Source organism: Lacrimispora sp. BS-2 (assembly GCF_040207125.1).
Taxonomy (GTDB): Bacteria; Bacillota; Clostridia; order Lachnospirales; family Lachnospiraceae; genus Lacrimispora.
Genome location: NZ_CP157940.1, coordinates 489,687 through 516,451, shown reverse-complemented (window position 1 = coordinate 516,451; position 26,765 = coordinate 489,687). Strand labels below are relative to the sequence as shown.

31 protein-coding genes and 1 pseudogene are annotated in these 26,765 nt (G+C 44.4%); 4 read left to right on the top strand and 28 right to left on the bottom strand.

Annotation, left to right across the window (positions count from 1 at the left end):
• Nucleotides 1-10 precede the first annotated feature (10 nt).
• The 3 genes from ABFV83_RS02460 to cysK form a co-directional block, all read right to left on the bottom strand.
• Entirely contained in the window at nt 11-943 is a 933-nt protein-coding gene (locus ABFV83_RS02460; RefSeq protein ID WP_349947366.1) for a transporter substrate-binding domain-containing protein, read from the bottom strand.
• Between the two features lie 135 nt (nt 944-1,078).
• Nucleotides 1,079-2,065: a glutathione S-transferase C-terminal domain-containing protein gene (locus tag ABFV83_RS02455; protein ID WP_349947365.1), complete on the bottom strand. Its 987-nt coding sequence runs from the start codon at nt 2,063-2,065 to the stop codon at nt 1,079-1,081.
• A 378-nt stretch (nt 2,066-2,443) separates the two neighbouring features.
• Nucleotides 2,444-3,376, bottom strand: a complete 933-nt coding sequence (gene cysK, locus ABFV83_RS02450; protein WP_349947364.1) for a cysteine synthase A — start codon at nt 3,374-3,376, stop codon at nt 2,444-2,446.
• Between the two features lie 491 nt (nt 3,377-3,867).
• On the opposite strand from cysK, the gene rbr reads away from it, so the two are divergent.
• Nucleotides 3,868-4,461, top strand: a complete 594-nt coding sequence (rbr, locus tag ABFV83_RS02445; protein WP_349947363.1) for a rubrerythrin — start codon at nt 3,868-3,870, stop codon at nt 4,459-4,461.
• A gap of 114 nt (nt 4,462-4,575) precedes the next feature.
• Here the strand turns inward: rbr and ABFV83_RS02440 are convergent, their stop codons facing one another.
• Complete coding sequence (locus ABFV83_RS02440) at nt 4,576-5,760, bottom strand: MalY/PatB family protein (protein ID WP_349947362.1); 1,185 nt, start codon at nt 5,758-5,760, stop codon at nt 4,576-4,578.
• Nucleotides 5,753-6,907 carry a PLP-dependent aspartate aminotransferase family protein gene (locus ABFV83_RS02435; RefSeq protein ID WP_349947361.1) on the bottom strand — a complete coding sequence of 385 codons (1,155 nt, stop codon included), beginning with the start codon at nt 6,905-6,907 and terminating at the stop codon, nt 5,753-5,755. The genes ABFV83_RS02440 and ABFV83_RS02435 overlap by 8 nt, the downstream gene beginning before the upstream one ends.
• A 212-nt stretch (nt 6,908-7,119) precedes the next feature.
• Here ABFV83_RS02435 and ABFV83_RS02430 point away from each other — a divergent pair, with 212 nt between their 5' ends.
• Nucleotides 7,120-7,551 (top strand): Rrf2 family transcriptional regulator, encoded by a 432-nt coding sequence (locus ABFV83_RS02430; protein ID WP_349947360.1) that lies wholly within the window; start codon nt 7,120-7,122, stop codon nt 7,549-7,551.
• 4 nt (nt 7,552-7,555) lie between these two features.
• Here ABFV83_RS02430 and ABFV83_RS02425 read toward each other — a convergent pair whose 3' ends face one another.
• Both ABFV83_RS02425 and ABFV83_RS02420 read right to left on the bottom strand, forming a co-directional pair.
• Nucleotides 7,556-8,464, bottom strand: coding sequence for a LysR family transcriptional regulator (locus tag ABFV83_RS02425; RefSeq protein WP_349948848.1), 909 nt, complete (start codon nt 8,462-8,464; stop codon nt 7,556-7,558).
• Between the two features lie 160 nt (nt 8,465-8,624).
• Complete coding sequence (locus ABFV83_RS02420; RefSeq protein WP_349947359.1) at nt 8,625-9,932, bottom strand: O-acetylhomoserine aminocarboxypropyltransferase/cysteine synthase family protein; 1,308 nt, start codon at nt 9,930-9,932, stop codon at nt 8,625-8,627.
• Between the two features lie 224 nt (nt 9,933-10,156).
• On the opposite strand from ABFV83_RS02420, the gene ABFV83_RS02415 reads away from it, so the two are divergent.
• Complete coding sequence (locus ABFV83_RS02415) at nt 10,157-10,792, top strand: superoxide dismutase (RefSeq protein ID WP_349947358.1); 636 nt, start codon at nt 10,157-10,159, stop codon at nt 10,790-10,792.
• Between the two features lie 135 nt (nt 10,793-10,927).
• On the opposite strand, the gene ABFV83_RS02410 is transcribed toward ABFV83_RS02415, so the two are convergent.
• Entirely contained in the window at nt 10,928-11,695 is a 768-nt protein-coding gene (locus tag ABFV83_RS02410) for a GNAT family N-acetyltransferase (protein ID WP_349947357.1), read from the bottom strand.
• A gap of 494 nt (nt 11,696-12,189) precedes the next feature.
• Between ABFV83_RS02410 and ABFV83_RS02405 the strand changes: the two genes are divergently transcribed.
• Complete coding sequence (locus ABFV83_RS02405; RefSeq protein WP_349947356.1) at nt 12,190-12,882, top strand: hypothetical protein; 693 nt, start codon at nt 12,190-12,192, stop codon at nt 12,880-12,882.
• 48 nt (nt 12,883-12,930) lie between these two features.
• On the opposite strand, the gene ABFV83_RS02400 is transcribed toward ABFV83_RS02405, so the two are convergent.
• From ABFV83_RS02400 to ABFV83_RS02305, 20 genes and pseudogenes are all read right to left on the bottom strand, one after another.
• Nucleotides 12,931-13,716 (bottom strand): N-acetylmuramoyl-L-alanine amidase, encoded by a 786-nt coding sequence (locus ABFV83_RS02400; RefSeq protein ID WP_349947355.1) that lies wholly within the window; start codon nt 13,714-13,716, stop codon nt 12,931-12,933.
• Between the two features lie 92 nt (nt 13,717-13,808).
• A complete protein-coding gene (locus ABFV83_RS02395; RefSeq protein ID WP_349947354.1) occupies nt 13,809-14,228 on the bottom strand; it encodes a phage holin family protein in 420 nt (139 codons plus the stop codon).
• 11 nt (nt 14,229-14,239) lie between these two features.
• Complete coding sequence (locus ABFV83_RS02390; protein ID WP_349947353.1) at nt 14,240-14,380, bottom strand: XkdX family protein; 141 nt, start codon at nt 14,378-14,380, stop codon at nt 14,240-14,242.
• Nucleotides 14,373-14,777, bottom strand: a complete 405-nt coding sequence (locus tag ABFV83_RS02385) for a hypothetical protein (RefSeq protein WP_349947352.1) — start codon at nt 14,775-14,777, stop codon at nt 14,373-14,375. Before ABFV83_RS02385 ends, ABFV83_RS02390 begins: the two co-directional genes overlap by 8 nt.
• Before the next feature lie 14 nt (nt 14,778-14,791).
• The gene (locus tag ABFV83_RS02380; RefSeq protein ID WP_349947351.1) at nt 14,792-15,544 is read right to left on the bottom strand and encodes a hypothetical protein; all 753 of its coding nucleotides are present in this window, start codon (nt 15,542-15,544) and stop codon (nt 14,792-14,794) included.
• A 3-nt stretch (nt 15,545-15,547) separates the two neighbouring features.
• Nucleotides 15,548-15,997 carry a hypothetical protein gene (locus tag ABFV83_RS02375; protein WP_349947350.1) on the bottom strand — a complete coding sequence of 150 codons (450 nt, stop codon included), beginning with the start codon at nt 15,995-15,997 and terminating at the stop codon, nt 15,548-15,550.
• Nucleotides 15,998-16,396 carry a hypothetical protein gene (locus ABFV83_RS02370; protein ID WP_349947349.1) on the bottom strand — a complete coding sequence of 133 codons (399 nt, stop codon included), beginning with the start codon at nt 16,394-16,396 and terminating at the stop codon, nt 15,998-16,000.
• Entirely contained in the window at nt 16,374-18,617 is a 2,244-nt protein-coding gene (locus ABFV83_RS02365; protein WP_349947348.1) for a hypothetical protein, read from the bottom strand. Before ABFV83_RS02365 ends, ABFV83_RS02370 begins: the two co-directional genes overlap by 23 nt.
• Nucleotides 18,617-18,994 carry a hypothetical protein gene (locus ABFV83_RS02360; RefSeq protein ID WP_349947347.1) on the bottom strand — a complete coding sequence of 126 codons (378 nt, stop codon included), beginning with the start codon at nt 18,992-18,994 and terminating at the stop codon, nt 18,617-18,619. Before ABFV83_RS02360 ends, ABFV83_RS02365 begins: the two co-directional genes overlap by 1 nt.
• Nucleotides 18,995-19,007: 13 nt before the next feature.
• Nucleotides 19,008-22,223, bottom strand: coding sequence for a hypothetical protein (locus tag ABFV83_RS02355; protein WP_349947346.1), 3,216 nt, complete (start codon nt 22,221-22,223; stop codon nt 19,008-19,010).
• Nucleotides 22,224-22,270: 47 nt separating this feature from the next.
• Nucleotides 22,271-22,591: pseudogene (locus ABFV83_RS02350) on the bottom strand (Gp15 family bacteriophage protein); the annotation flags it as partial.
• A 10-nt stretch (nt 22,592-22,601) separates the two neighbouring features.
• Nucleotides 22,602-22,898 carry a hypothetical protein gene (locus ABFV83_RS02345; RefSeq protein WP_349947345.1) on the bottom strand — a complete coding sequence of 99 codons (297 nt, stop codon included), beginning with the start codon at nt 22,896-22,898 and terminating at the stop codon, nt 22,602-22,604.
• Nucleotides 22,899-22,912: 14 nt separating this feature from the next.
• Complete coding sequence (locus ABFV83_RS02340; protein WP_349947344.1) at nt 22,913-23,365, bottom strand: hypothetical protein; 453 nt, start codon at nt 23,363-23,365, stop codon at nt 22,913-22,915.
• 5 nt (nt 23,366-23,370) lie between these two features.
• On the bottom strand, nt 23,371-23,778 hold the full coding sequence (locus ABFV83_RS02335) for a minor capsid protein (RefSeq protein WP_349947343.1): 408 nt from the start codon (nt 23,776-23,778) through the stop codon (nt 23,371-23,373).
• A complete protein-coding gene (locus ABFV83_RS02330; protein WP_349947342.1) occupies nt 23,778-24,158 on the bottom strand; it encodes a hypothetical protein in 381 nt (126 codons plus the stop codon). The genes ABFV83_RS02335 and ABFV83_RS02330 overlap by 1 nt, the downstream gene beginning before the upstream one ends.
• Nucleotides 24,158-24,499, bottom strand: coding sequence for a hypothetical protein (locus ABFV83_RS02325; protein WP_349947341.1), 342 nt, complete (start codon nt 24,497-24,499; stop codon nt 24,158-24,160). The genes ABFV83_RS02330 and ABFV83_RS02325 overlap by 1 nt, the downstream gene beginning before the upstream one ends.
• 4 nt (nt 24,500-24,503) lie before the next feature.
• A complete protein-coding gene (locus tag ABFV83_RS02320; protein ID WP_349947340.1) occupies nt 24,504-24,938 on the bottom strand; it encodes a hypothetical protein in 435 nt (144 codons plus the stop codon).
• Complete coding sequence (locus ABFV83_RS02315; RefSeq protein ID WP_349947339.1) at nt 24,892-25,128, bottom strand: hypothetical protein; 237 nt, start codon at nt 25,126-25,128, stop codon at nt 24,892-24,894. Before ABFV83_RS02315 ends, ABFV83_RS02320 begins: the two co-directional genes overlap by 47 nt.
• Before the next feature lie 11 nt (nt 25,129-25,139).
• A complete protein-coding gene (locus tag ABFV83_RS02310) occupies nt 25,140-26,099 on the bottom strand; it encodes a major capsid protein (RefSeq protein ID WP_349947338.1) in 960 nt (319 codons plus the stop codon).
• A gap of 21 nt (nt 26,100-26,120) precedes the next feature.
• Nucleotides 26,121-26,726, bottom strand: coding sequence for a phage scaffolding protein (locus ABFV83_RS02305; protein WP_349947337.1), 606 nt, complete (start codon nt 26,724-26,726; stop codon nt 26,121-26,123).
• Nucleotides 26,727-26,765 lie beyond the last annotated feature (39 nt).

Below are 26,765 nucleotides of genomic sequence, written 5' to 3'. Positions count from 1 at the left end.
TCCTCCGGTATTATTTATAGGATGGGGAATAATCGGATCCAAACCATTTTAAGTTGATTTCCCCGGATGTTCCGTCCTCTATCACTTCTTTTAACGCCTTGTTGATATCCTCTACCAGTTTCTCATTTCCCTTGCTGACAATCAGATAGCTAAAGGGCTCTTCCATTAAATCTTTTGAAAGGGTGTTGCTGATGGAAGCCCCAGCCACATTAAAATTAAATTCTTTCTGATAATATTCAAACATTGGTTTATCCATTAACACGAAATCATATTTTCCCGCTTCCACATCCTGGATCTGCAGCACAAGGTCTTCATCGCTGTATTCGATGGCAATGGGATTCTGGGGATTGGAGGCGTTATAGTTTTCCAGGGCTGTGGTAATATTGATTCCCGCCGAGGAAATAGTTTTTAAACCTGCCAGGTCATCCCATGTCTCTATACCCGCTGCTTTATCATTGTTCTTGGCAAAAATGGCAACATACTCATTGGCAAAGATCGGATCAGTAAATAAATACTTTTCTTTTCGTTTCTCATTCTTTGCAAAATTATTTACACCGATCTGATACCTGTCAGAATCCAGACCTGCAAAAATAGATGGGAAATCCGTCACTTCGATTTCAAGCTTATATTGGGGAAGCCGGTCAAAAACGGCTTTGATCAGTTCAATGTTATGACCGGTCAGCTGGTTGCTGCTGTCCACAAAGGTAAACGGCTTTGGAGATCCGCCTGTTGCTGCATGAACGGCTACCGGTTCCGCAGTGCCGGCTGCCTCACTGCTTTCCTCCTGTTTTGCCGGTTCTGCTGAACTTTCTGTTTTTGTTATTTCCTCATCTGCTTTGGGTGCTGCTGCATTGGTACTGTTCCTGCATCCGGTCAGGGCTCCTAATACAGCCACTGCCATAAGAACTCCGGCGATTGATTTACCTGCAATATTTTTCTTCATAATTTTTCTCCTATCTTTCCCTTTATTGATGGAATTTCCGCAAACACCGTCTGCCAGTCAAATCTTTTGTTCTTCCGGTTTTATTAATAAGGCGGGGAGGGTTCCGTATTCTGGTGATAAAACGCAGTATCAGACTTAAAAGGCCCTGCCTTTTCTGAATTTTTCCTCCCTGTTATTAGGTTCCTCCCAGATGGAAACATCCGGTCCCAGGGGAAGAATGTTGTATGGGTTATGTCCATGGTTCCCCAGGAGATATCCCCTTTTTATAGAATCAAAATCCGTGGCCTCTTTAAATGCCGGAATTGTATACAAATCCTTTGCATAATTCCACAGATTATCAAAATCCGCAATGCGGTTCCTGTTTGTCTTGTGACTGAAATAATAAGCCACGTCAAACCGGGCAAGGGTTACGAATAACCGGATATCGGAATCAGTAAGCCGGTCTCCAAACAGATATCTCCCCTTTGAAAGCCGCTCTTCCAGCCAGTCAAGCCTTTGAAACACCACCTCATATGCGGTTTCATATTCTTTCTGGGACTGGGCAAATCCCGCTTTGTAGACTCCGTTGTTCACTTCATGGAATAAGATTTCGTTGAGCTCATCGATTTCCTGCCTCAGATCCTGAGGATATAAGTCCGGTGCTCCTGGTTTATGAAATGGCTTCCATACGGTTTCCCAGTAATTTGTCAAGCGGTGATAATCGTTATTGACCACTTTCCCGGTCTTTAAATCCACTACAGCCGGAACAGTTGCCCTTCCTTCATATCCCGGATCCGTGGCTGCATAGACTTCCGGAAGATAGCGGATTTTAAGGACCGGGTCCACACCGCCCTCATCAAGAGAAAATTCCCAGCCGTTCTCAGTTCTTACAGGGCTTACCTTACCCACACTGATCACGTCTTCTAACCCCAGAAGCTTAAGAGCAATGATCTGTCTCGTGGCCCACGGGCAAAGGGGCGTCCATATTAGCCGGTAACGCCCGGCTTCCACAGGAAGCTCTCCTTCCCCCTGGCCAAAGGGTGTGACAAAATAATTATCCTGCCTTACAAAGGCGCCTGTTTCGGATACTTCGTGAGTATCTTCCGTGGTCGCTACCTTTCCGAATCTCTCTTCTATTGCCATATTTTCTTCCTTCTTTCCTAAATTTGAGTACAAAAAAAGCAGATGCCCTCTGACACCTGCCTTCTATGCATAAACGCCATGCACAGGAGTTTCAAGTTTCAAGGCACAAGTAAAATGACCATTTCTTACGCATTTACAGCAACAGCAACACATCAGCACCATTCTTTCATTCCTCTTAAACATTTTTAACTCCTTTCCCGGCATTCCTGTTTCTTTATACCGATATCATATCATTCCTATAGGTTTTTGTATAATATATAAAAAATACAGCTGGCAATAAGATTATCTTATAACCAGCTGTTTCCCAAACCACCAGTCATTTTATTTCATAAAAATAATTTAGCCAAATTCAAACTTACCTGACCTTGGCTCATTGCCTTACGAGAATAAGGGGGTAGAAAGATACCGGTCACCGGAATCCGGCAGCAAGACCACAATGGTCTTTCCCTTGTTTTCCGGCCTTTCCGCCAGCAGCTTTGCGGCTTTTAATGCAGCGCCGGAAGAGATTCCCACCAGAATACCTTCTGATACTGCAAATGCCTTACCTTCCTTAAATGAATCCTCATTCTCAATGGTAATTATTTCATCGTAAATTCCCGTATCCAGGACTTCAGGAACAAAGCCTGCGCCGATTCCCTGAATCTTGTGAGGTCCTGGCTTGCCTCCGGAGAGCACCGGACTGCTTGCCGGTTCTACCGCTACGATTCTGACATCCGGTTTCTTTTCCTTTAAATACTGGCCCACACCAGTAATGGTTCCGCCTGTGCCTACGCCGGCAACAAAAATATCCACTTCCCCATCCGTCTGTTCCCAGATCTCCGGACCGGTAGTTTCCCTGTGAACTTTTGGGTTGGCCTGGTTTCCAAACTGCCCCAGGATAATAGAACCAGGGATGCTGGCTTTCAGCTCCTCCGCTTTCTCAATGGCACCCTTCATGCCCTTTGCTCCTTCGGTCAATTCCAGTTCTGCACCATAAGCTCTTAATAAGTTTCTTCGTTCCACGCTCATGGTATCCGGGAGTGTCAGGATGGTGCGGTAGCCTTTGGCTGCCGCAACAGCTGCCAGGCCAATTCCGGTATTTCCTGAGGTCGGCTCAATGATGGTTGCTCCGGGCTTTAATATCCCATTTTCCTCTGCATCCTCAATCATGGCAAGTGCGATCCGGTCCTTTACGGAACCGGCCGGATTTAAGTATTCCAGCTTAGCCAGAAGCGTAACATCCTGGATTCCTTCCTTTGCACTGTATCTGTTTAGTTTGAGTATCGGTGTTCCTCCAATGAGCTCCACTGCGCTTTCTTTAATTGTTCCCATATTCCTTACCTCCGTTTTTATATGATATTTAACTTTTTTGACTAATAAAATAAAAAGAAGCGGCTGCCAATTACGGCACCTGCTCCTTTGTTCCGCTGATAATATGGAAATTTCTCATATTCCAGGCTGCCAGGTATCATAATAAGCACTAAAACAAAACTGTATTTTTCTTCATACATACAGCCTGACAACAACATCTATTATTATAAAATCCATGATTTCCTGCTACCTTGTTTTCCATCATATTGATCATTCCTTTTCATTACCTATATGTTTAATAGGTTTATATGTTATAATTATATTAATACACCGAGAGAAATGTGTCAATACCTTTTTATAATATTTTTTACAGATTTCCTTACCGGATATGTACTTATATTGCTGTCTTTCCTGCCGCTGGATATTGAAGGTTTTCCATTTTTTCCTTTTTTTCTTATAAATCAGGAGATACCTGGTAACACTAATGGAAAACATATTAGGAGGAATGAACAATGGTCACACTGAAAGACAGCGTTACAAAAGAGAACCTTTTAAAAGCATTTGCTGGGGAATGCCAGGCCTGGCGCCGTTACGAGTTTGCTGCATCCCAGGCGAAAAATCAAAACCTTCAGGTTTTATACTGGCTTTTCCATTATACCGGAAGCCAGGAAAAGGAACACGCCGAGATATTCTATAATCACTTAAGGGAATTTCATGGACAGGAAATCTCAATAAACGCCGACTATCCTATTGACAATACCAATAACATCCTGGAACTTTTGCAGCTTTCCGCCAAGCATGAAGCTGCCGAACACGACACAATTTACAAATCCTTTGGCGACAAGGCTAAGGAAGAGGGATTCTCCAATATCGCAAATTCTTTTTATATGATCGCTGAAATAGAAAAAGTACACAGCCAGCGTTTTGACCAGTATGCACAGCTGGTACAGAACAATAAACTATTTGAGAACGATACGCCAACGGAATATATCTGCTTAAACTGCGGACACATTCACAAAGGCACCAGTGCGCCACAGGTATGTCCGGTCTGCAGCCATAACCAGGGATTTTTTGTCCGCCGGGAAGATTCTCCATTTGGAAAATAAAAAGGACTAACACCAAAAACCCGCAAAGCAAAGTACTTCTGCGGGTTTTTGGCATTTTTCATAACAGGGGCTGGTACAAATTCATAATTGGTAAAAGAGAAGTTCCAGTATTTCTTATAATGCGTTTATGGCTTTTTCCAGGTTCCCCAAAGCCTGTTCCAGAATAGAACGGGGGCATGCGATATTGATCCTTTCAAATCCCTCTCCCACCGTACCAAACATGGCTCCGCTGTCCAGCCAAAGCCCTGCTTTCTTTATAATTAAGTCTTCTCTCTCCTCTTCTGTTAATCCCAGTTCCCGAAAATCCAGCCAGACAAGGTAGGTTCCTTCCGGTTCTATGAGCTTGACCCCGGGTATTTTTTCCTTTATAAATTCCCGTACATAGGAAATGTTGGCTCTTAAATACACCATAAGCTGATCATGCCATTCTTCTCCATGGCGGTACGCGGCTTCGCATGCGGTCAACCCCAGAGTATTAAGCTGACTGTACCCGGCTGCAGCTACCTGCCTGCGAAACCTCCGTCTCAGCTTTTGATTGGCAATCAATATATTGGAAATCTGCAGGCCAGCCAGATTAAAGGTCTTACTTGGCGAGGTACAGGTAATGGTCCTGTTTTTCAGTTCCTCGCTTAGACTTGCAAATACCAGGTGCTTTCCCTTAAACACAAAATCCTGGTGAATCTCATCGCTGACCACAAGAATATCTCTGCGAATGCAGATTTCCCCTAATTTCTCCAATTCCTCCCGGCTCCAGACTCTTCCTACCGGATTATGGGGATTGCACAATAGGAACAGCTTCACATGGAACGTCTCTGCTTTTCTTTCAAAGTCCTCAAAATCTATGTGATACCTGCCGTCTCCTCCAAGATACAGGGTATTATCAACGATTACCCTGTCATTATCCTCAATGACTTCGCTAAAGGGATAATATACGGGCTGCTGGATCATGACCCCATCTCCGGGATCTGTAAAAGCCTGGACAGCCATTGCTAAGGCAAATACAACACCCGGTGTTTTGACCAGCCATCTGCTTTCCACATTCCAGTGATGCTTTTTTTCCATCCAGTCCCGGATTGCCTCAAAGTAATCATCCTGGACTTCACTGTAGCCGAAAATCCCATGGCCGACCCGCTCATGAAGGGCGTTAAGAACCTTTTCGGATACCTTGAAGTCCATATCCGCTACCCACAAAGGCAGCAGATTTTCCGGTTTTCCCCTTCGCACTGCAAAATCATACTTGATGCTGTTTGTATTTTTACGGTCAATGACCTCATTAAAATCAATCTTTTCCTTACACATAAAATATCCGCTCCAATTCCCTTATCAAATCTTCCGTATCCTCAATTCCCACTGATAATCTTAAGATCCGGTCGGTAACACCGTTGGCCGCCAGAACTTCTTTGGGCACATCGGCATGCGTCTGGGTAATGGGGTAAGTGATCAGCGTTTCTACGCCGCCCAGGCTTTCCGCAAAGTGGATTAGTTTCACCTCTTTTAAGATCCGATGGGCCAGCTCCTTTGACTCCACCTCAAAGGTAACCATACAGCCAAATCCTGTTGCCTGCTTTTTGCAGACCTCATGGCCGGGATGCTCTGGAATTCCGGGGTAATACACCTTTGTGATCTTCTTTTCCTGACATAGCCATTCTACTAGCTTTCTGGCATTCTCCTCCCCCCGCTCCATCCGGATTGCAAGAGTTTTAATTCCTCTTAATATGAGCCAGCTGTCAAAGGGAGCCAGCCCGGAACCTACCGTTTTAATAATAAACCGGAGCTTTTCGGATATCTCCTCTGAGGAGGTGACCAGAAAGCCTGCAATGGTATCATTATGACCGCCCAGATATTTGGTTCCGCTGTGGACAACAATGTCCGCTCCCAGCTTTAAGGGGTTCTGAAAATAAGGAGACAAAAACGTATTGTCCACGATCAAAAGCAGATGATGCTTTTTTGCAATTTCAGCCAGCCTGCCAATATCTATGACATTCATCATAGGATTTGTGGGAGTCTCAATATAGATTGCTTTTGTGTTCTCACCTATCAGGGTTTCAAATTCTGCCAGGTCCCCCCGGGAACAGTCTACGGAGCTGATTAAAATCCCGTTCTTCTTGCTGATATGATCAAACAAACGGATGCTTCCGCCATATAAATCACAGTCAGTTATCATGTGGTCCTCCGGCTTAAACAGTTCCATCAAAGCCGTGATTGCCGCCATTCCGCTGGAAAATGCCAGGGCATCCACCCCATTTTCAAGAGAAGCTACCACCTTTTCCAACTGCTCTCTGGTCGGATTCTGGAGCCGGCTGTAATCATAACCGGTGCTCTCCCCGATTCCCTTATGAGCAAAGGTTGCTGTCTGATAAATGGGAAAGCTGATGGCTCCGGACTTGTCAGTCGTGACCACTTCCCCATTGCCGTATAAACATTTTGTAGAAATCCCGTATTCCATATTCATTCTCCTCTTTCTCATGTTTGGAATTATGCTTCTATTCTTTCCATAAGTATACCAATGGAATACTGTCAATGGTTATTACTAAAAAACAATCGCCTGCTATAGTTTCTTTCTATTGCAAAAGAATTTCATTTCATGGGTTGAATACCTATTCGACCCATGGTAAAATAGGTATTGATACACAAAATAGTTTTGTAAGGTGGTATACTATGAAAATATCGACTCGCGGCCGCTATTCTCTTCGGATGATGATTGATTTAGCCGAGCATTATAACGAGGATTTCATTGCCTTAAAGGACATTTCCGAAAGGCAGAGCATCTCAAAAAAATATCTGGAACAGATCGTTCCTTTTTTAAACCGCAGCAATCTGCTCACTACTTACCGGGGCCACATGGGAGGTTATAAGCTGGCAAGGCAGCCCTCTCAGATAACCATCGGAGATATATTACTCAGCTCAGAGGGCAGCTTAAATCCTGTCAGCTGCATGGACAATGATCCCAATGTATGCTCCAGGCAGGCAGACTGTCTGACTCTTCCCATCTGGCAGGGGCTGGCAGAAGTCATTGAAAATTATTTAAACAGCATTACCTTACAGGACATTCTTGACAGGCGTCAGGAATCTCCTGAATACTATATTTAGCTCATCAGAGCACTTCTTTTTCATACTGTTTCAATTCCGCAATATATTTTTCTCCAAGGATACTTAAGGGCATTTTCTTCTTTTTTATATAACCGATTCTCATTTTATCATCGGTATTAAGAGGAATTGCCCTGTATTCATTTCCGTTTAAATCTTCACAAATAATCCCGGAGCACAGGGTATAGCCGTTTAATCCTACCATAAGGTTTAAAAGCGTTGCCCTGTCATCTGCCTTTATGATCTGCTTATATTCATAAGTGCTGAATACTTCCTCTGCCAGATAAAAAGAATTATTGTTTCCCTGCTCAAAGGACAGGCAGGGATAATTTTTTAAATCTTCAAATTCAATCAGCTCTTTTTCTGCCAGTGGATTGCCCTTCCACAGAAAAACATAAATCCCGCACTGAAATAATTCCACAAACTCCAGCTCGTTATCGTTTAAAATTTTTTTAATGGCTTTCTGGTTGAAATCATTTAAGTACAGGATCCCCAATTCGCTTTTCTGATTCCTTACATTTTCAATGACTTCAAAGGTTTTGGTCTCATGAACGGCAAACTCGAAAGTCTCCATCCCAAATTCCTTTGCCATATTGATAAAGGCCTGGACGGCAAAGGTGTAATGCTGCATGGAAACGCTGAATTTCTTTTTAAATTTTTCCTTTTTTACGAACCGTTCTTCCATCTGGCGGTACTGCTCCAGCATCTGTCTGGCATATCCAAGGAACTCCTCTCCTTCCGGAGTGATCACGATTCCCCGGTTTGAGCGCAGAAACAGCGCAATGCCGATTTCTTCTTCCAGGTCCCGGATTGCGTTTGACAGGCTGGGCTGGGTAATAAACAGCTCGGCAGCCGCCTTGTTTATGGATCTTTGGTTTGCAATGCATATGGCATAACGAAGCTGCTGTAATGTCATGGTTTCTCCTTTTCCCATTCTTGTCCACTCTTTTTGGCAGAGCCCACCCCGCTTTTGGGGTTTAAGGGATACCCGAAGGATATTATTTCCCTTCATATCGTACTCAAAGGGCTGCCATAGGAGCATGGCAGCCTGTTTTTGATGCTGTTAAACCAAACGGTTATTGAACCGCCTTAAATGCTTCTTCTAAATCCTCTATGATGTCAGCCGCATGTTCCGTTCCAATGGATAACCGGATGGTGTTGGGCTTTATTCCTGACTCCTCCAATTCCTCTTCCGTCATCTGGGAATGGGTCGTGGACGCCGGATGAATGACTAATGATTTTACATCCGCCACGTTTGCTAACAGGGAGAACAATTCCAGCTGGTCAATAAAGTCTTTTGCTTTCCTGGCATCTCCCTTGATTTCAAAGGTAAATATGGAACCTCCGCCATTAGGGAAATACTTGCCGTATAATTCCTGCTGCTCCGGATCCTCTGAAACGGAAGGATGGTGCACCTTTTCCACCTGAGGATGATCCTTTAAATACCTGGCCACTTTCAGCGCATTTTCCACATGGCGCTCTACACGAAGGGATAAGGTTTCTAAGCCCTGGAGGAAGAGAAACCCATGGAAGGGAGAAAGGGCTGCTCCTGTATCCCTAAGTAAAATAGCACGGATCTTTGTTACATAAGCTGCCGCTCCTACTGCCCTGGTAAAACTGATTCCGTGGTAGCTTGGGTTCGGTTCTGTAAGGGAAGAGAACTTTCCGGAAGCCTCCCAGTCGAATGTTCCGCCGTCAACGATGACGCCGCCAATGGATGTTCCATGGCCTCCGATAAATTTTGTAGCGGAATGGACCACAATATCCGCTCCGTATTCAATTGGTCTCACCAGATAAGGAGTTGCAAAGGTATTGTCTACAATCAACGGGATTTTATGTGCATGGGCGATGCCTGCCAGCTTTTCAATATCAACCACGTCGGAATTAGGATTGCCAAGAGTCTCAATGAATACCAGCTTTGTATTCTCCTGAATGGCTTTATCAAAAGCTTCGTAATCAAAGGGATCCACAAAGGTGGTTTCAATCCCGTATTCAGGCAGGGTATGCTCAAGCAGATTATAGGTGCCGCCATAGATATTTTTGGCCGCTACGATATGATCTCCGTTTTTTGCAATATTTTCAATGGAATATGTAACTGCGGCCGCACCGGAAGCCACTGCCAGAGCTGCTGCTCCGCCTTCCAGAGCTGCAATCCTGCGCTCAAAAACATCCTGGGTGGGATTTGTCAGCCTTCCATAAATGTTGCCCGCGTCTGACAGGCTGAATCGCGCCGCAGCATGATCGCAGTTATGGAACACATAGGAGGAGGTCTGGTAAATGGGAACTGCTCTTGCATCAGTGACCGGATCCGCCTGCTCCTGTCCAACGTGTAATTGTAATGTTTCAAATTTTAAATTTCTCTCAGTTCTTGTCTTCTTAGCCATATGAATTTCCTCCCAAATGATATACTGTTTATTTATTTCATATCTTCTTAGTAGGTATTATACCTTGTTTCACGGCTAAGTGTTAATAGATATTATTATGACCTGGTTATAAGTAAAACCTATAACAAAGCCTATATGGATTTCTTTCCCAAGCTCCTGCTTATCCATCATATATCCTTAAGTTTTGAATATATATATACAAATTAATAGCGAGGACATTAACCATGAATGAACATTATCCCTTTGTAAATATGCCGCTGCCGTATCCATACGATGCACTGGAACCCTACATTGATACCCAAACCATGTATCTGCACCATGACAGGCTGCAGCAGCGGTATGTGGCAAATCTTAATGGGATCCTAAGGGAATACCCCCAGTTGCAAAACATGTCTTTGGAAGAGCTGCTGTCAGATACGGAAAGCCTTCCTGCGGAAGCCCGTCAGGGCATTATTAATAATGGAGGCGGAGTCTATAACCACATCATTTATTTTGCCGGAATGACCAATTCCATGACCAGGTCCCAGGCCGAAACATTATATCCTGCCATTCAGGATAGTTTTGGATCAGTGGAACAGTTTTTTGATGAATTCAAAAAATACGCGCTGTCTGTGTTTGGTTCCGGATACGCATGGTTGGTGGTGGATTCCAACACAAGGCTGACGTTCGTAACAACACCAAACCAGAATTCCCCTATCTCAGATGGCCTTTGTGTGATTGCGGGTATCGACTGCTGGGAACATGCCTATTTTTTGAAGCGGTTCAACGACAGAGCTGCATACATAGAAGACTGGTTCCATGTGGTAAGCTGGGAGGCGGCGGACGAACGTTATAAAGCATGCCTCAACGCTGAGTCTTAATATGGACGGCCCGGATTATAAAATTCAAACATTTTTATTGCTGTTTTAAAAAACCTTCAAACCGATGATTTTTGAGATTATCTGTTTGAAGGTTTTCATTTAACCTCCGGGCATTTTTTGTTTCTCATAAAAAAGTTACTGGTTCATTTCTGCGACAAAATCCATACTTTTAGCAGTTACTTCGACCCAGGCCGGCTTAAAGCCGCTTTTTATGGCATTCCGGACCGATTTGATATTGGACCAGGCGGTGCAGTAAAAGGGGACTTTGCCCCTGTCTAAAATCTCCAAAGCCAGGCGGCTGGTCAAAGCGCTGGCAATTCCCTTCCTCCGGTATTCCGGCAGGACATCAATGCCGATCTGCCACATGGTATCGCAGTCAGCGGAACAGCCCGCCAGGCCTGCCAGCTTCCCATTATCATAAACAGCCGCCGCTAAAACGTCCAGATGCTTCCGCTTTTCACACAATGCATTGCTCCACTGGGGAGTATACAGATCCTTAAACTCCTCTGGCTGCAAAATCCTGATTTCATAACCGCAGTCTATGGGTGCAAGAATATTTAAATCCGGGAGAAAGTATTCGGCCATAAAGCAGATCCTCATCCCCTTCTTCTGAAGCTCATCGTTCAGGAAGTGAAGATTGGGCGTTTCAAAACAATTAATAACATGATATTTATTGATATATTCTTTAACGAATTCGGCAATCTCCTGGTCCACCGATGCAACAATATTGTTCCCATAAGAGGTTAAATCACAGTAAAAAGGTAATTCCAGATATTTTCTGGCATTTGCATTTTTAGCTGAAATCACTATCTTATTTTCACTGGTACAAAAATCTTCAGCCTGACAGTTTGCATCAATTGCAGACTGGCGCATTGCTATTTCTAAAATTCTTTCATTGGTCATACAGTTTCCTCCTGACCAGATATTCTAATAATCAAAAAGAGGAACCGGCAAAGCGACTCCTCTTTTCTAAAAGTAAGGTTCTTGCAAGATCAGGGTTTTCCTTAGAATTTACCGTCTCTTGCACTCTCCTCGATGCCGACAGCCACAGCCACGGTAGCTCCAACCATAGGGTTATTTCCCAAAGATAACCCGGCTTTCAGGATTTCATTTATATACACTTACAGTCATTTGAAAGCCTGATAAAATAAGAGTTTATTGTATGGTAATACATCTGGTTGCATTTGTCAACATTACTTTGTCTACCTAAAAACTTGTACAGGGTAGACAAATGGTAGACATTCATGTACTTCTTTACTCCGCCAGCCCCGGATACTGCAGCGCTCCATCCTGATCAGGAGAGAGCGTCACCGTAATCACCTTGATTCTCTTTTCATTGCAATCTACTTACTTCTAATATATAATTGGGTACAAAACATATACAATAGGAGGTTAGTATGAAAAAAGCAAAAATTCTCTTAATAGCAACCAGTATTTCTCTTCTTTTCTCTATTCAATCTTTCGCAGGTTGGATACAAGAAGATAATGGTCAGTGGAAATACGATCAGAACGGAACACTAGTAACCAGCCAATGGATTGAGGATCAAAGAATCTGGTATTACTTTGATGAAAATGGTGTGATGCTCGCAAATACCACTCAAAGAATCGATGGTAAGGTTTACACTTTCGATGTTTCTGGCAAGTGGATAGATCCTAACTCTTCAACAGAAATAACTTACAGAACTTATACAAATACAGAAATCGGTTATTCTCTTCAAGTTCCGTCTAATGTAGCTACAACTGCTTTTGATGGAAACTCAGAGTCTTTTGAAATAACCACTAAGAACATGTTAATCCAATTCGATAGCCTAACGATACCAGCAGATGCAGATCCTGAAGTATATTTGAAGAATTTTCAATTAGGCTTTCATGATAGTGCTATAAAACATGCATCTTTCATTGATGTAATTGCCACTAATCTGGGAGAGTTCCCTGCTATTAAAGATAGTTATCTTGATAATGATGGAAGCAATTTTGATTTATACATTTGCCCAGCCGGAAAAAAAATGATTACTATTGTTGCATGGTACACTTCTGACACGCAGGAAATGACCAAAAAAATTCTAAATACATTAAAAAAGTTGTCATAATTATATTTACCCCCGCCCATAGTGGTGGGGGTATTTAAATCTATTTGTTTAAAACTTGGCCGGCTCCTGCACTCCATTACTGTCTGTCTTGTACAACGCACATTCCAGATCATGACCTGCTCTTGGTTCAAAATAGAAGTCGCACATTTCTCCGGTTTCAGGATGTGGCAATACTTGCCAATTAGTTACTGCATACCCATCTGGATTAAAGTAGTACTGATGTCCGTTTATTACCTTCCAAGTATTTTTTAAATATGTCTTTGTTGTATCTGCATACCACCAGCCATTCTTGTCATGATTCCAGCCAAGAGTATATTCGGAAGGAACTACAATAGCTGCCTTAAACGCGTCCCAGGTATGCTGGGTGTGATTCCATACATAAGGATTCGGGCAAATCTTCCCCGTTACATCATGATGGCGGATCACCCGGTCCGCAGGGATATTATATTTCTCCATCAGCTCCTTGGTCAGCTCAATAGCCGCCTGAACCGTAGCGTCCTCAAAATACCAGTCCCGGCTTGTGTCAGCCAAATTTCCACTGCTATTTCTAACACACATTTCAATTCCAAGGCTATTTGCATTCCTGCATTCCGGGTGAACGTAAGATTTTGCCCCACAATGCCATGCTATGTTCTGATCTTCAACAGACTGCCAGATTTCTCCGCTGAATCCAACATAATAGTGAGCGCTGGCTCCAATATATTTGGAGGCGTAGTATTTGCAGTTTGCCTCTGCTCCTCCCAGAGCTCCAACATAATGGATCACAATGTACTTAATGCGGTCCGCAGTGCCGGCATTGTAATTATAAGGTGTAAGTAATTTCTTTATCTGCATATTGATCCTCCAATCCATAAGAAAAGGGCCCAGGATCACCCAGGCCCAAAAAGTTGTGATGTTACAACCGTGGTCGAAATCCCGACCACGGATTATTCCGTTACTTCTGCTTTCTTCTTTAACACATCAATGGCTTTGATCAGAATGGCCGGAAGCGGCAGGCCCATAAGCCCAGCATTCTCCACAATAGAGATCAGCTCGTTTGCCATGAAGCCTATAATCACCATGTCCCGTATGTAATTGGTCCCGATGGCCAGATCCAGGCGGTAGGCGATCAAAACAAATAAGAGGGTCATGCACTTGCGGCACAGTCCCTTAAAGCCGGCTTTCGATTCCAATGCTCCGGTTTCAGTTTTGGTGCTCCTCTTGAATATTCCGGCCACTGCCAGTCCGGAAAAGAAGTCAATGACCATAAAAAGGACCAGGGTACCGATCCCGGTATCCCAGCCCCCAAACAATGACGCTATGAAGCTACCTACCACTCCCGCAGCTGTACATAATATATTTTTCATTCTCATTTTCCTCACGCTTTCTTATATTCTTTCCCTGTGATCTCCTTAAACTCGTCCTCTGTGATCCATCGGTCTACGGCATTCCATACCATTCCAACGGACCATAACTTTGCATCGTAAAATTCTTTTACTTTATCATAATTTTTACTCATTATGTACCTCCGTTTCTATGCCGGACATCATAGACAAATATGCCATTTGTGCATTCATCGCTTGTACCTGTTTTTGGGATTCTTCATACTGTTTTTGAATTAGCATAAGTATACTGTCGTTTATAAACGGGTACAAAAAATAACCATTAAATTTCTTATTACCTTTTTCATCCAACTTATAAAGTAATTCTCCAGTTACCTTATCTCTTGCATTACTGCCGCCTTCATTAAATAAGAACTCATATTGCGGTTCATACTTATATCCACTGATAACAGTATCACACATGCTTCCAAACACTTCCTCTTTTGTTTGATTCATTTCATAGCATTTATAAAACTTTAGCGGTTCTTTGTTCAATGCAACAATTTCATATCGTTCATTTACATATATTATCATATTTTCCTTCTTTCTTAGCTAAGCCAAATTCTATAACAGGCACTTCCCCCGTTATAAAAGAAAATTTTACATTGTCCAGTAATTTGTGCAGCGCTTAAATTGAAACTCCATGTACCACTTCCTGATACATTTACCTGCATGGCAGAAATATCTCCAGGAGTAAATTGAATATAGCCCCCAGAAAAATTACCCTCTATATTCAAATAAGAATATCCGGCAAAACGAACATTTGGGGCTGTCATAACTCTTCCGCCTCCCCCGTCTCCATACCGTATTGTAATTTGAGCTGTATCAAAAACTATATAACTTCCTCCTGTAAAACCTGCCTTATTGGCACCCCGGATATATAGATCATTTGCCCCACCAACATATCCCTCCCATGTTCCCGTAACTCCTCCAACTACAACGCCTCTTTTAATATTTCCTGCTGATAAATTCGCCACCGCGTTCACCACCACATTCCCGGTCATATATCTGCCTGAACTGCTCACGGTCTGCTGGGAAGTTGTGGGATTAATGGTCTGACCGCCCATGGTTGCAATATTCTGCGTCACTTTCCCCGCCCCATTGTGGTATCCTGCTGGTATGGTATATGTACCATTAATCCCTAATGATTGACTGACTGCTTCCCGGTTCGGCATGGCCCCTATTAATGGTTCACCATCTTTATCTACAATTACCTTTCCGACTAGCACATCACTGGCGCCGGCCGTTATTACATCCAGATCAGCCCCGCCACCGCCTCCCGGCATCCATATCTTGCCCATGCCTTACACTCCTTTCAAACCTATTTTGATATCATTTGCCGGCTTTTTGTAGACTTTAAATGTAGCCGCCCCATCTCCCAGGGAAGCTGTCCCGCTTGTCACAATACCAAAAGCCTTACTGTACGCCTTCTGGACGGCCTCTGTAGCCCCGTCTGCTAAGGCGCTTACAACCATTGCCTCCATGTCCGCTGTGGCTCCTGAAACCGTTACCGTCTGCGTGTAGGGTGCTGCGCTGCTAGTCCACCCTGCGGCAGTCAAAGTAACCTCTGTCACGTGATTAATCCGGTTGATAGCCTTGTTGGTTGTATTTATGTCATTAGCCCCAAACCGATCTCCTTTTTGGGTGTAGATCGTCTCATCCGGCAGACTGTACGTCCCGTCTTCATTCGGGATTAAGCGGTACCGGCGCTGGCCATCATACATGGCATCTTTATAATCTGTCTTTAATCCCATTTAAAAAGCGCCTCCATTCAATGTAAAAGATAATGTCTTTCTGCCGTTATAACGGCTCTGAATATTACTATAGATCAGCCTGCAGGCCTCCTCGATCCGGTTCAGCTCCCACCAGTCAATGAAAGGCTGATTATCATAAAAAGTCTGGCGGGCTCCTGTCTTAAAGGGATAGGTCCCGGATCGGATATTTTCCACGTTAGACTCAAACCGGTTGATCTCATCTGCATAGAAGCCGTAATCCTGATAGGTCTTATCCGCTCCCATTTCTTCGAATACAAAATCCGGCCAGAGGAGCAGCGCCTGCGACCGGATTTCATTTAAGTTTTCCTTTATGCGGTTGTAATCTTCTATATTAAAGAAATCAGTTTCTTTCCAATTAGTTTTTGGTTGTCGCCACATTACTCATGTCCCTCCTTGCTTTTAAGGTGCCGCTTAAGGCACCATTGAATTTCAAAGTATGTTCATACACCCGGAGGAGCAAATCCGGAACATACTTATTTTCCAGGAATGCAATATCATTTGCATCGATCCTGGGCTCCCCACGGTACTGTAGATCGTACTCCCTATCCGCTTTCATATAATCACCGATCCAGTCGGCCAGATCTACGGCGTGGACCATATCGGATACCAGAGGATTCTCCCATGTCTCCAGGCTCCCCGTTGGATTTAATTGCCGGCTTACTCTGGTTTGACTTGTGATGTATTCCCGGCCTGATATAGAGACTTCAACGACACCTGTAACCCCTGTGATCTCCACCGTGGCAAAATAGCTGCTACTCTCCACTATAGCCACCCCTTGCCCTTCCTGCGGTTCTGTCAAAGTGCAGGACAAGTTATAAACGGGGCTGCTAAAATAAAAGGTATACCGGTTATCTGCAGTTGTAACGGCTATAGTTTCTTTTGCCAGTTCCTTCACCTCATTTGACTGGTTGTAGAGCGTCCGGATCACCTGCAGTTTTCTTACCCTCGTCAGTTGCGTTCCCTTGGGTGTTTTGGTCAGTTCATAGCCATACTCAAAGATATAATCCGTGCTATCTCCAAAGGTTATATTGTTTAACACTACCCGGTTATTGGGACGGCCCTTAATGAACTCCAGGACCAGCCTGTCAAACTCCTCAAATTCATGGCTGATAACTGTTGTTGTGGTCAGGCCGGTTACTATGTAATCCTCCACTGGAGCTCCGTCCCGGTAAGCATGAAAAACCATCTCAGCAGGACTATTATCCCCAAACTCCAATGTCAGGCCAAAGCATTTAAAAGAGGCTTCCAGAGTAACTTCAACCGATGGATTTATTGAAAAGGCACCGTTATTTCCAGCCACCGCCTCTGAAATATACCCGGTATTCAAATATGACGCTCCCTCTGACTTCCGGGGAAGAAAATACTGTGTAGGTGCCACATCTGTATAGTTTTGTGTGGTCAAAGCATAAGCCTTTTTTGTAGCCTTATCCAGGACAGCCCTGGCGTTGCTAAAATAAGTCTCATTGCTGGAGCCGGCTTCCATATCCGGAATAAAGCTGGACTTTATAAAAATGTTCCCCTCCCGATCCTGATAAAGTATGCACCGGCCAGCATTGGCAATCAGCTGCAGGGCTTCCTTGTGAGAGACTACCGGCATCGGATTTACAACCTTTATAGACTTTAAATAAGGATCAATCCAATAGGTCCGGTGATCCACTCCGGCATCAGAAAACACATTAACCGCCAGATCATAGAGACTGATTCCTTCTGGCCGGTACAGCCCCTTATAATAGGTTCCGTCCATACCGTCAAACCGGTCTGTTGCTGAAAATTCCATCTGCTCATCATCGGCAGACCATTCTTTCAGCTGGACAGTTGCACCAGGAAGCCACTCCACGGATCCGTCATCAAGCTCCTGACCATACAAGACGGTAATGTCCTGGCCAATTTCCAAGAAGTTTACAGAGCTTTCGGCGTTTTCTATGTCAAAAGCCCGGTCCTTATTATTAACAGTCAAACTAAAATCAATGGCGGGCAGCTCCTCCATAATCGGGCTGATGTGCTCCCTTTTAGTGGCAAACAGTATTTTTCTGTTATCAAAGTAAATACCGATCCCCATAGTTATCATGTGGATTCGGAACCGGCTCTGACCGTTTACCATGGCTGATGGAGTAAAGCGCAAAAAAGTGGTGCCGTTAAAGATCTCCTCCGTGACAAAATGTCCGCCAGCATTTCCAGTGATTTCCACGGTATTGTTGTCAGATTCTATGACAAAATCCACCGGGTAAGCCTTTCCAAACTCTATGGTAAGCCCCTTTATATCGTACTGAACCGGAAAACGGATCTCTATCGGTCCCAATAACTTCTCAGATACGATTCCCTGGTTAAGGACCGCATCCGCCCTCTCTCTTGGAAGAAAGTATACGCTACCGTCCACGGCGGTATAGTCCTGATCGCAAGTAGCATAAAGTTCCTTGACCTCATAATTGTCCAGGGGCATTTTAAAGCTGGAATAATAGGTATATTTTTCTTTATCCGGAACATAAGCGCTGGCCTGGGCCTGCTGGTTGATAAGTCCGATGGTTACACGGATATGTGATAGAGGATCCCTGAACTCACGGCGCATCAGGTCTTTGTATTGCTGACTTGCTGGCTGCACTACTCAATCACCCCGCAATCGATGACATTTACTTTACAATCTTGATACATAGTGGGAAGTCCGTCCTTATCAAACTCAACGGGTATAGCCGTTCGGTTTCCTGGATACATGCGGATTGTCATCATGCGATTATGTACCATATCCGGAATCCTTGCCGTGACCACAAACTTATCAAACTCCTGCAGCATGGCCGCCCAGGTGGCAGCGTCCAGAAACTTCCATTGTAAATTTTCAAACTTATGTTGATCTCTTCCCACTCTCTGGCCTATAAATTCCCCCTTGGCATTTTTTCCGTCACTCACATTTGTTGCAACCACTAGGTTTCCCCCAATGTCGGGAGACGGAAACTCCCGGCCATTGATCGTTATTACTGCCATATTTACCGCCTCCTTAGGTTGTTTTTAGTGTATAGCCACTCCGCTTATCCAGATCGGCCAATTTCTTTTTGATCTCACGAATATCAATATTTACTGTCAAATCCATTGCTTCAATCAGTTCGATGATCTTTCGAAGCAGATCCACCATAAGGGAAAGATAGTGATCCGGCATGTTTTCGGTTGACATGATCATAGCCCGGCCAGCCATTGCCTGGACCTGATCTGCTGTATTTACATTACGCCCAGTAGTGCCGACTAGAGATAGCTGCGGAGTTGCATTGCTGACAATGGCACTCATGCTGGAGGACAGCGGAGCAATGGCGGATCTCATGCCGTACTGCACTGCACGGGTAATACCTTCCGTAATCTGCATGTTGTTGGCAACTGCAGCCTTACCTCCCCAATTCCCCACCATCTCGGGATTGCCGTTTTCATTTGCTACGAACAAGCTACCGGATTTCGGGAACCCTCCGGTTGCATGACCTTTTACTCCAGGGCCACTATTTACATACCCCTTACTGCTCCCTGGACCGGAAGATCCTTTTTTATCTTTTTTATCTTCTTTTTCTTCTACATCGTCTTTAGCCTTTTTACCTAGACTCTTTGCTCCATCAATAACCGTACTAAAAGCTTTCCCTACGATATCAGCAATCTCCCCTAACCAGCCGGTGATATCCGCCCATACTCCTTTCATACCGTTCCAGAAACTATTCATTACGTTCTTTCCAACTTCAAGCATTTCATCCAGCTTGAATACATCCTTGATTTTCTGCCAGATTTCTCCAAACCAGTCTTTTATGGCAATCCATTTTTCTTCAATCGTAGATTTTACGCTGTCCCAGATTTCAGACAGTTTATCTCTGATCGCTTCGAAAACTTCGGAGGCTTTACTTTTAATCGAATCCCAGATATTTGATACAAAAGTTTTAATGCCACTCCAGATCAACTCCCAAATACCTTTTATAGCATCAAGCACAAGGTTTACTTTTAAAGCTATGTACTCTAAGGCAACAGTTACGATGTCTTTCATGGCTTTCCAAACACCGCCAAAGAAAGCCTTTATCCCGTCCCAAGCCCGCTCCCAGTCACCAGTGAAGGCGCCGATGATGAAGTCCATAAGTCCACCTAAAGCCGTTAGGATATCATCAACAACACTACTTACACTTACAAAGAACTGGAAAAATCTATCTATAGCATTTTTAATAAATTCCGCTATGATCGGAGCCGCCGCTTCCATAAACCAAAGAACAAAGGGCTTTAAAACATTTTCCCACAACACAGTTATGGCATCAGCCGTTTTTCCCGAAAACTCCATGAATTTATCAATCAGGGGAGACAAATACTGTTCCCTAAAATCTAGGAACTTCTCAGATAAATAGGTTAGCACTGGAAGGAAATAGGCATTATAAAGCTCCAAAAACTTTGTAGCAATCTCAGTAAAACCTTGCTTAAAAGAATCCAACATAGGCTTTACATGAGTGTCATAAGTTTGGCTTATTTTCGTAAAGACTTCTTCTACAATAGATTTTATTTCAGAGAAGATAGGCTCCACAGCAGAAAATGTATCTTCCAGTGTCTTCTTAATTATATCCCTGTTTTGAATGAGGGGGGCTGTAATCGTATCAAGCAAATCCCTGGCCTGTTTGCCGACCAACTCCGTAACGCCCATAAAAGCTTCTGCAAAAACACCCTGCAGATCAGCACTAATTTGCTTTGCACTGTCGCTTCGAAGAGATGAAAAAATTGTAGCAAGTGCTACGCTAAAATTCCCTACAATATCAGCAATGCTTCCACCGATATCAAACATGGATATCAGATATTCTTTAATGCGATTACTGTTTTGTTTCAGGAATTTGTCAATCCCACCCAGCAGATTATCCGCTATCGTAGCACCAATAGATGCAACGCTTCCTGCAACCTTCCCCAGGTTTACCGCAATCCTGTTTCCGAATTCTTCCGCAGAAGCCAAGACTGCTGGATCGGTGAAAATACCCTTCAAGCTCTCTCCAATGCCTTGTATGGATTGCTTTACACTATCCAGCACAGAAGTATCCCCAAAGCCAATACTGTAACCGGTCTTAAATAATTCAGCTAATTCTTTCACCCGGTCGATCAGGCCCTGATATTTATTGTTGACTTCCTCAACGCCAGAAGTATCAAGGGAACCCATGTCAAATTCATCTGCAGCATATCCACCAGATCCGCTGCCTGATCCACCGCCGTTACTTCCAGCATCCGGATTGATGATATTAAGTTCATCGATTCCAGAAGACATTCCCTTGATATCCTTGGCCGCTTTCTTGGCAGCCCCGCCGGTTCCCCCGATAGCACCGGAAGCATTATCTGCCGCATCGGTAATATCCTCCATGCCGGAGGCCGCTGCAGCTGATACGCCCCCACCGGATCCTTTCTTTCCTGTAACCAGTTCGGTAAACGCCTTGAACGCATTGGCGAGGCTCATCAGCTTCCCGATGATAGTATTAATGACCTGGATTACCGGGGTTAGAACATTGATAAGCCCTTGACCAATGGTAGCCTTTAAGGCATTAAACTGCTCACTTAAAATACGGACTTGGTTCGCCCAGCTTCCAGAAGTTCTGGCAAAATCTCCTTGGGCAAATCTAAGCTTTTCCTGTACAAAAGCATATCGTAAGGCCACCTTCTCAGCCTCAGACATGGACTTTGTTGTTTTTCCGTATCCGTTTGCCAGAGCGTAAGCGTCTAAGGCACTTTGCGTCATGACAACGCCCAAATCCTTTAGACTTTCTGTTTCACCCGTAAAAATGCTTTTCAGCTTTGTAAATGCTTCTGACTGGCTTGTATCGTAAAAAGATGCCACATCAGCCGCAAGACCGGTAAGGGAGGTTCCCATGGAGGCCGCCGATTTTTCAGTAAATCCAAAGCCACGGGCCATAGAAGCAAAAACACCGGTATAACGTTTGGCTGCTGTTTCAGACATACCAAATTGCTGAATCGCAGTTTTGGCAAACGAATCGATCTGCTTCTCCATGCTGGGCACGGCCTGTTGAATGACGTTATCCACCTCAGCCAGCTGCGATCCCAGTTCTATAGCACTTCTTCCAAAATCGATGATCTTCTTAACAGCGAAGGCGGCAGCCAAAGCCTTTCCTGCTTTTGCTGCCAAGCCCTGAATGCCCGCCATCTGCCTATTAAAACTATTTTGATTAACAACCAGGTCAAGCCCGATTTGGCCTACACTATCGGCCACCTATACCACCTACCTTTATCTTTTCTTTTTCAATATTAATCTCCCTCCTATCTGCACAGCTGCGCGAACGTCTGCTCCAAGGCTGCCATCTCCTGCTCATAGGTTGCCGGAGCCATGGATTCTGCTTTCCGATTGCGCCATTCATTATAAATGCGCCTTTGATCGCTATTAAAATTCTTGATAACATTCTTATCTGTCTCCGATCGGATTGCTACAATCCGGCCCAGAGGGGTTTCTGGGTCAATTCCGGAAAGCAGGCTCTTAAACTCGTCCCAAACCACCGATTCAAATTCTTTGGTCCGTATTCTCAACCCGTACTGCGAAAGGAAACTGGAAACAATTAAATCCCAGTCCTCAAATAAATCGTAGTACGGGTCACTACTCTCCCTGGCCGTTTACATCTCCTACAATCAGGCCAACAGCTTCTTGCACCACCACGATCAGGTCATTAAAGCCAAGTCCCAGCTTCTCAATCTCTTTTTTAGATTTTTCCGGAAACATCATATCGTAAGTTTTCAGGATCTCATTTACACCGGGATCCTCTGCGCTCATCATTCCCATAACCTTTAACATAGTGGGAGCATCGGCATTTACTTCCAATTTTTTCCCCTTAATCATCAGTGAGGGATTCCCCTCAAAAGTCAGCTTCTCGGTGATATCAATTACTTTTGCCATCTGTCATATCCTCCTTATTCTCCTGAACCGGTTCCTGCATCTGTAAAGGTTGGCTTTCCTTTACACTTTACTTCAAACTCCAAGGCATCTACGGCCGTGCTGTCACCGCCTGCAGGCGTGGTCACATTGATGATTGCATCAAACGATACTTTAGCACCGGAAGGCATTTCCCATTCAAAGGGAGCCACTACATCGTTTCCGGATTTCCATGCAAGACCTGCAACGTAATCATTTCCTGGATCACCATAGGTGCGCTTTCCCTGAAAGGAGAAAGACAGCTTCTTACTGGTCATCATGGCGTCTCCCCAACCTTCATGTTCCATGGCATTCCATTCCTCTACGCCACCCTCAATACTGGGGGCAAAGTTCGTTAAATTGGCAATCGTGGCCATAGTGGCCTTAAGACCGTTCAAGCCGACTTTAAACTTATTGTTATTAACCGGATATACTTTTGCTGTTCCGTCCATAACTGTCACCTGTTCCTTTCATAAACAAAGTCCAGCCAGATCACATATTCATATACGCCACTATCATCTGAGCCAACATCCTGCGGTTCAGGAACCATTAAGCGAAGATAATTGATGTGGGTATCTCCTATTGTCAGGCTGGATACGCTTTTTAGTTTCTCAAACAAATCAAAAGCCGCTCTCTCTGCATCATCTTTACATTTATTCCAGTGGACGAGAAGAGAAACCGGCCTTGTATCATAAGTGGTGCATTCCATTCCACCGATAGCAATATTCGCCAGGCCCGTGGTGGGTCGGCTGTAAACTCCGATGGACTTTTGCTTTTTATTATCCATTTTACCGATATAGACATTGTCATCCGCAGCGATCCCCAGACTGGATACGTACCGCCGGATATCTTTTAAAGCCAACATCACACACCACCTACTTTCTTATAAAAACTCTTATATGCTTTCGGCGCGAAGCCTGCTTTATTTCCTCCTGGCTCCCAATCTTCAAACCAGTGGCCCTTTGCGTTGGGGTTCTCATCTGTCTGGAAGTTATATTCCGGGTGGAAATATAGACGCCTTGCATAAGGGGTACTGGTCACAAGCTGAACCTTTCCTTTAGAAGAATCGGAATAGTCAGCAAAGAAACTTTCCCCTTGAAGATTACCTGTATCAAATGGCATAACTTGAGAATCCCTTACTTCCCCTTGCAATGCAGCCACTGTCATTTCCAGAGCAGTTACCGCCGCCTGTGTTAGCTGCCTAATCCGTGGCATATTCATCTTAACCGTTGATTTAACCTGCATCAGACCACCTCCAGAGTGCAGAAATTCACAGTTCCATCCGGATTTCGGTTCTTGGTCCCCTGCTCAATCCGTCTCTCTTCCCCAAATACAGTAACGGTACCGCCACTTAGGCTTGGGAAGTCTGGCGCAATGTCGCCGGGAAACATGGCCGTGCCGGTTATCTGAATCAGTTTCTTTTCCGCTGTAAGGATTGTCTTTGCCCGGTCCTGGAAGTTGCATTTTAAATCCGGGAGATCAGCCATATATTTAGGCTCTCCCAGGTTGTTGGTTTCCTCACTTTCAAGGTGAACGTGAATATCTGTCTTGCACAGCCGTTTTGGTACTAAGCATGGGTATTTCATAGGATCACCTCGCTAACCGGCAACACAGGCCTGTCTGGGAGAGCTGGGCATATACATCTCTTTTCATAGCAACGCCCTTATCCGTAAATACATTCCAGGAACTGCCAAACTGCGCCGATACGCCATTAATGCTATAACTGGACAGGATTGTATCGATCTCATCGGCATTGTCATATTCAAAATCAGCCTGTTGACATATCACTTCCTGAATGACTTCCTGCTGAAACTCGGTCAAATTGGAAAATCCCCGGCCCACAATGCGATTGTAGGTCAGGGAATCAATATGCCGGCTGGCCTGCCGGAGCGCCTTTTCCAGATCCTCCCCTGGTACCAGGCTACCTTTATATGTTTCTTTGTAATATTCTGATGCCACATAAGGAACGTAAGCCATATTACTCACCCGCTTTCTGGTTTGCAGTTTTCCCTTTCTTTGGTACATCCTTTTCGGCACCTTCAACCGGAATCTCTTCTGGAGTCTCTTCTGGGTTTCCTACCTGAGTCTCCACCTCATAACCATGACTACGAAACCAATTCAGCAGATGGGGATCGTCTGTCTCTCCCGCGCCGTTGCAAAAAGATACACTGGCGGAAACACCAGTGTACTGCTTATTTGGAGCATATACTTTCATAAAAGCCCTCCTTATTTTACTTTGATATTGCGGAATGCACCGGCTGCCTTTGAAGCCTTTAAAGCGATTGCAGCATTCATTTCTACCTCACCGGTCTTTACCGCTCCCGCTGTGGTAAAATCAGGAAGCCAGGTCTGCACCGGCGCCACACCAGCAAAGGAAACTCCATGGAGTCCGTCCAGTGCCAGCCTTGCTGCGAAAAGTGACGTAGTTCCTTTGGTTGTATCAATGTCTACCACCTCATTATTGGTTCCTGGCTTTGCCCCCAGGTCCACAAAAGGAATATTTCCATAAGCTTCTACATTTGTTCCCCAGTCACTCTTAGTCACCTGATACATGGAAGCACGTCTTGCACAGGCCCTCAGCTTGGAGATCAGTTTGGTGTTACCTGCAATAAAAGACGGCTCCCCATCAAGACCCCGAAGGAATTCGTCAAGCATATCCAGAAAGTACTGGAAATTATCCGTTACCAGCTGGGACGTGGATAAATCAATGACTGATTCTCCCTTATTATACTCTGTGGAGCTACCAGTCAGCGCTTTGTCCAGGCCATCAAAGGCATTGCTGTCCACAGCACTATCACCATTAATAAAGGTATCATTAAACAATGCTTGGGCTGCCTTGATTTTCTGGGACTGCTGAAGCTCCACTTCGGACACAATACCTCCCATATTTGCGATAACACGGTCAATCTGATAGGATCCGCCAAAAACCTTAATATCCACGGAATGACGCTCCTTTGTTACCTCATGAGGTGTATACTCCTTATTGATCTCACGGAACTGCGCCGTAGGCTGTGTTTTCAGTCTGGTATAGGAATAAGTAGGGGTTGCTCCTCCTCCGGTTGGGGAAACGGCATCATCGAACGTAATATGATCCAGGATCCAGTTGGATTTTCTGAATTCATCAATCACCCCGATCTGCAGGTCGTCCTGCACATTTTTCTTTGCTTCTTCTAACGTAATAGCCATAGTAATTCATCTCCTTAATTTTTATTTAGATGGCATCTGTGCCTGAAGCGCTGCTTCAATGGCAGATTTCATATTTACCTTTCCATCATCGGTCTTGGTTCCTCCCTGGGACTGCTGACCGGGTGCACCAAGAGGACGGAATCCAGGCTTCGTATCTGTACCTGGCTTAGCCTCTTTAAACAAGAAAGGTTTAGATTCCTTTATGGACTTTAACTGCTCCTCCAAACCAGTTACCTTCCCATCATCACAAAGAATCAGTTTGGATTTGTCAAACAAACCAGTTACCAGATCTGCGTCCTGAGCAGACTCGGCAATGGTCAGCTTAATGGCAGTAGAAAGTTTCAGCTCTTTCATGTCTGCTTCGTTTTTCTCCACGGCTGCTTTGTTCTCAGCCTGCAAAGTTTCGATCTGTTTTTTCAGTTCCGCATTGTCCCCGCTGCTTTTCTTTAAGTCCTCCAGCTGCTTGTCACGGTCCTTGATATCTTTTTCTAGCTGTCCCTTTGCCTGATTGGCTGTATCATAATCAGCTTTAGGTACATAGGATTCCAATTCCTTTTTTGAAGCCTCCGCCGCTTTGGCTGCCTGTTCCTCACTAATTCCAAGTGCGATAAATTCTTCTTTTTTCATGATCTCATCCTTTCTTTGCAATAAAATAACGCCCAGGAT

What these genes read in the sequence shown, in the direction of transcription:
- ABFV83_RS02330 (WP_349947342.1), bottom strand. Translation starts at nt 24,158, where the DNA reads ATGCAGGTTAAATCAACGGTTAAGATGAATATGCCACGGATTAGGCAG.
- ABFV83_RS02335 (WP_349947343.1), bottom strand. Translation starts at nt 23,778, where the DNA reads ATGTTGGCTTTAAAAGATATCCGGCGGTACGTATCCAGTCTGGGGATC.
- ABFV83_RS02430 (WP_349947360.1), top strand. Translation starts at nt 7,120, where the DNA reads ATGAAAATATCGACTCGCGGCCGCTATTCTCTTCGGATGATGATTGAT.
- ABFV83_RS02420 (WP_349947359.1), bottom strand. Translation starts at nt 9,932, where the DNA reads ATGGCTAAGAAGACAAGAACTGAGAGAAATTTAAAATTTGAAACATTA.
- ABFV83_RS02325 (WP_349947341.1), bottom strand. Translation starts at nt 24,499, where the DNA reads ATGAAATACCCATGCTTAGTACCAAAACGGCTGTGCAAGACAGATATT.
- ABFV83_RS02360 (WP_349947347.1), bottom strand. Translation starts at nt 18,994, where the DNA reads ATGGCAGTAATAACGATCAATGGCCGGGAGTTTCCGTCTCCCGACATT.
- ABFV83_RS02460 (WP_349947366.1), bottom strand. Translation starts at nt 943, where the DNA reads ATGAAGAAAAATATTGCAGGTAAATCAATCGCCGGAGTTCTTATGGCA.
- ABFV83_RS02315 (WP_349947339.1), bottom strand. Translation starts at nt 25,128, where the DNA reads ATGAAAGTATATGCTCCAAATAAGCAGTACACTGGTGTTTCCGCCAGT.
- ABFV83_RS02405 (WP_349947356.1), top strand. Translation starts at nt 12,190, where the DNA reads ATGAAAAAAGCAAAAATTCTCTTAATAGCAACCAGTATTTCTCTTCTT.
- ABFV83_RS02455 (WP_349947365.1), bottom strand. Translation starts at nt 2,065, where the DNA reads ATGGCAATAGAAGAGAGATTCGGAAAGGTAGCGACCACGGAAGATACT.
- ABFV83_RS02375 (WP_349947350.1), bottom strand. Translation starts at nt 15,997, where the DNA reads ATGGGATTAAAGACAGATTATAAAGATGCCATGTATGATGGCCAGCGC.
- cysK (WP_349947364.1), bottom strand. Translation starts at nt 3,376, where the DNA reads ATGGGAACAATTAAAGAAAGCGCAGTGGAGCTCATTGGAGGAACACCG.
- ABFV83_RS02345 (WP_349947345.1), bottom strand. Translation starts at nt 22,898, where the DNA reads ATGGCAAAAGTAATTGATATCACCGAGAAGCTGACTTTTGAGGGGAAT.
- ABFV83_RS02380 (WP_349947351.1), bottom strand. Translation starts at nt 15,544, where the DNA reads ATGGGCAAGATATGGATGCCGGGAGGCGGTGGCGGGGCTGATCTGGAT.
- ABFV83_RS02415 (WP_349947358.1), top strand. Translation starts at nt 10,157, where the DNA reads ATGAATGAACATTATCCCTTTGTAAATATGCCGCTGCCGTATCCATAC.
- ABFV83_RS02320 (WP_349947340.1), bottom strand. Translation starts at nt 24,938, where the DNA reads ATGTACCAAAGAAAGGGAAAACTGCAAACCAGAAAGCGGGTGAGTAAT.
- ABFV83_RS02440 (WP_349947362.1), bottom strand. Translation starts at nt 5,760, where the DNA reads ATGTGTAAGGAAAAGATTGATTTTAATGAGGTCATTGACCGTAAAAAT.
- ABFV83_RS02340 (WP_349947344.1), bottom strand. Translation starts at nt 23,365, where the DNA reads ATGGACGGAACAGCAAAAGTATATCCGGTTAATAACAATAAGTTTAAA.
- ABFV83_RS02305 (WP_349947337.1), bottom strand. Translation starts at nt 26,726, where the DNA reads ATGAAAAAAGAAGAATTTATCGCACTTGGAATTAGTGAGGAACAGGCA.
- ABFV83_RS02310 (WP_349947338.1), bottom strand. Translation starts at nt 26,099, where the DNA reads ATGGCTATTACGTTAGAAGAAGCAAAGAAAAATGTGCAGGACGACCTG.
- ABFV83_RS02400 (WP_349947355.1), bottom strand. Translation starts at nt 13,716, where the DNA reads ATGCAGATAAAGAAATTACTTACACCTTATAATTACAATGCCGGCACT.
- ABFV83_RS02385 (WP_349947352.1), bottom strand. Translation starts at nt 14,777, where the DNA reads ATGATAATATATGTAAATGAACGATATGAAATTGTTGCATTGAACAAA.
- ABFV83_RS02390 (WP_349947353.1), bottom strand. Translation starts at nt 14,380, where the DNA reads ATGAGTAAAAATTATGATAAAGTAAAAGAATTTTACGATGCAAAGTTA.
- ABFV83_RS02370 (WP_349947349.1), bottom strand. Translation starts at nt 16,396, where the DNA reads ATGTGGCGACAACCAAAAACTAATTGGAAAGAAACTGATTTCTTTAAT.
- rbr (WP_349947363.1), top strand. Translation starts at nt 3,868, where the DNA reads ATGGTCACACTGAAAGACAGCGTTACAAAAGAGAACCTTTTAAAAGCA.
- ABFV83_RS02425 (WP_349948848.1), bottom strand. Translation starts at nt 8,464, where the DNA reads ATGACATTACAGCAGCTTCGTTATGCCATATGCATTGCAAACCAAAGA.
- ABFV83_RS02395 (WP_349947354.1), bottom strand. Translation starts at nt 14,228, where the DNA reads ATGAAAAATATATTATGTACAGCTGCGGGAGTGGTAGGTAGCTTCATA.
- ABFV83_RS02410 (WP_349947357.1), bottom strand. Translation starts at nt 11,695, where the DNA reads ATGACCAATGAAAGAATTTTAGAAATAGCAATGCGCCAGTCTGCAATT.
- ABFV83_RS02435 (WP_349947361.1), bottom strand. Translation starts at nt 6,907, where the DNA reads ATGGAATACGGGATTTCTACAAAATGTTTATACGGCAATGGGGAAGTG.